This window comes from uncultured Caballeronia sp., from assembly GCF_964243625.1.
In the GTDB taxonomy this organism is placed as follows: Bacteria; Pseudomonadota; Gammaproteobacteria; order Burkholderiales; family Burkholderiaceae; genus Caballeronia.
Genome location: NZ_CAXTGZ010000729.1, coordinates 1 through 2,838 on the forward strand (window position 1 = coordinate 1; position 2,838 = coordinate 2,838).

At 61.7% G+C, this 2,838-nt stretch carries 2 protein-coding genes; both read left to right on the top strand.

Annotated features, from left to right (window positions below):
* The first annotated feature begins 270 nt into the window (after positions 1 to 270).
* On the top strand, positions 271 to 1,977 hold the full coding sequence (locus ACFFAR_RS30030) for a thiamine pyrophosphate-binding protein (protein WP_375509099.1): 1,707 nt from the start codon (positions 271 to 273) through the stop codon (positions 1,975 to 1,977).
* A gap of 33 nt (positions 1,978 to 2,010) precedes the next feature.
* Positions 2,011 to 2,838: AMP-binding protein (locus tag ACFFAR_RS30035; protein ID WP_174365479.1), on the top strand; the 828-nt coding region annotated here is incomplete at its 3' end.

Below are 2,838 nucleotides of genomic sequence, written 5' to 3' on the forward strand. Positions count from 1 at the left end.
AGCGCAAAACCCGTGAAATGAAGTCCCGCCACGGACAGTGGCTAATAGTGCTAAAGAAATCAGCCAGAACAGAACGCGCGAAAGCCTAAAAAGCAGCAACCCGACATCAACCCGACCGTAAACCTCCCCCGACCAAGCGCCAGCGCGAAAACCCCGCCTAGCGTCACCGCCCCGCCCCAGCGTAAGCTACGAATTCCAGCTCCGCTTGCGAGCCAAACCGCCGAACCGCCGAACCACCGAACCACCGAACCTTCCGAGAGGTTTCATCGAATGGCATCTGCAGTCCCAGCATCCCACCCCAACCCGACGACCGGCGCGAAGCTCATCGTCGAAGCCCTCCTGACCCACGGCGTCGAACGCGTCTTCTGCGTCCCGGGCGAAAGCTTTCTCGCGATCCTCGATTCCCTCCACGACGAAACCAGCCGCATCCAGACCATCGTCTGCCGTCACGAAGCTGCCGCGGCAAACATGGCCGAGGCAGTCGGCAAACTCACCGGCCGCCCCGGCGTCGCGCTCGTCACACGCGGTCCGGGCGCGACGCATGCGTCCATCGGCGTGCATACGGCCTTCCAGGACTCCACGCCGATGATCCTGCTCATCGGCCAGTGCGCGCGCGAACACATGGATCGCGAGGCGTTCCAGGAGATCGACTACCGCCGGATGTTCGGGCAAATGGCGAAATGGGTCGCGCAAATCGATGACCCCAGGCGCATCCCCGAATACCTCAGCCACGCGTTTCATGCGGCAACGTCGGGACGCCCCGGTCCGGTCGTGCTCGCGTTGCCTGAAGACGTCCTCAGCGATGCCTGCGAAGCCGTTCTCGGCGCGCCGCGTTATCAGCGTGTTGCCGCAGCGCCCGCGCCGGCGCAGATCGAGCGCGTGCGCGAACTGCTGGCGGCATCGAAGAAACCGTTTGTGATTGCCGGCGGCAGCGGCTGGACCGAAGAAGCAACGGCCGATTTCGCGCGTTTTGCGCAGGCGTGGCAACTGCCCGTAGGCTGCGCGTTCCGCTTCCAGGACACGCTCGATAACAACCATCCGAACTATGCCGGCGATGTCGGCCTCGGAATCAATCCCGCACTCGCCGCGCGCATCCGCGACGCCGATCTGCTGCTCGTACTCGGCCCGCGCATGGGCGAATCGACGACCGGCGGTTACACGCTGCTCGACATCCCGAAGACCACGCAGACGCTGATTCACGTTCACCAGGGCGCGGAGGAACTCGGCCGCGTGTATTCCGCCGACTTGCCGATCGTCTCCGGCATGCCGGAAATGGCGGCGGCCCTGGCGTCGCTGAATCCGCCGCAAGCTATTCCGTGGAATGGCGCTATCGAAGAAGCGCATGCGGCGTATCTCGCGTGGCGCAAACCGCGCCCCATGCTCGGCGATGTCCAGCTCGGCGAGATCATGGAGCAACTGAGCGTTCGTCTTCCCGCCAATTCGATCGTGACGAACGGCGCGGGCAATTACGCAACATGGTTGCACCGGCATTACGCATATCGCCATTTCAGGTCGCAGGTTGCACCGACCAGCGGCGCGATGGGCTACGGCGTTCCGGCCGCGATCGCAGCGAAGTCGTTGTATCCGGACCGCGTGGTCGTGGCCTTCGCCGGCGACGGCTGTTTCATGATGTCGAGCCAGGAGCTGGCGACGGCGATGCAATACCGGCTCGCCGTGATTTTCGTGGTCGTGAATAACCAGCAATACGGCACGATCCGCATGCATCAGGAACGCCATTATCCGAATCGTGTGCATGGAACCTCGCTCACGAATCCCGATTTCGTAGCCTACGCCCGTGCGTTCGGCGCACATGGTGAACTTGTCGAGACCACGGCGCAATTCATGCCGGCGTTCGAGCGTGCTTTGAAAACCGGTTTGCCATCGGTGATAGAAATCAGGATTCCGCAAGATGCGAGCACGCCGGCCGCAACGCTCGATCAAATCCGCGAGCAGGGCGAAAAATTGCGGCAGAAGTAAAAAACCAGACAAAACCGAAGGAGACGCAAGACCATGGCATCGCAAGGATTTTTGCAGGCACGAGACTTTCTGCTGCGTCATCGCGACGACTACGCAACCGCGTACAGGGATTTCGCGTGGCCGGAGCTGACCGAGTTCAACTGGGCGCTCGACTGGTTCGATGAATACGCGCGCAGTAACATGAACCCGGCGCTTTGGGTCGTGGAGGACAACGGCGACGAGATCAAGCTGTCGTACGCGGAGTTATCGGCGAGATCGAATCAGCTTGCGAACTGGCTGAGGCAGCAAGGCGTGCAGCGCGGCGACCGCATCTTGCTGATGCTGCCGAACCAGCCGGCGCTCTGGGAAACCATGCTCGCCGCAATGAAGCTCGGCGCCGTTACCATTCCCGCCACCATGTTGCTGACGCCGGCCGACATAGCCGATCGCATGACGCGCGGCGAAGTGAAGCATGTGATCGTGGCGTCGAACGAGACTGCAAAATTCGATGCCATCGATAAAACCAAAACCCGCATCGCGGTGGCCATTCCATCGAGCGCGGCGTTGCCCGAAGGCTGGCTGAATTTCGCCGATGCCTTCAACGAAAGTCCATCGTTCGAACCCGAAGGCCGCACGCTCGCTACCGATCCGTTACTGCTTTATTTCACGAGCGGCACGACGAGCCGGCCGAAACTCGTTCTGCATAGTCATCAAAGTTATCCGGTCGGGCATTTATCGACCATGTACTGGATCGGCCTGAAACCCGGCGATGTCCATCTCAACATCAGTTCGCCAGGCTGGGCGAAACACGCGTGGAGTTGCGTGTTTGCGCCGTGGAACGCGGGCGCGACGGTGTTCATCCACAACACGCCGCGCTTTAGC

Bases quoted from the DNA above. Each gene is read 5' to 3' on its own strand.
- ACFFAR_RS30030 (WP_375509099.1), top strand. From the start codon at position 271: ATGGCATCTGCAGTCCCAGCATCCCACCCCAACCCGACGACCGGCGCG.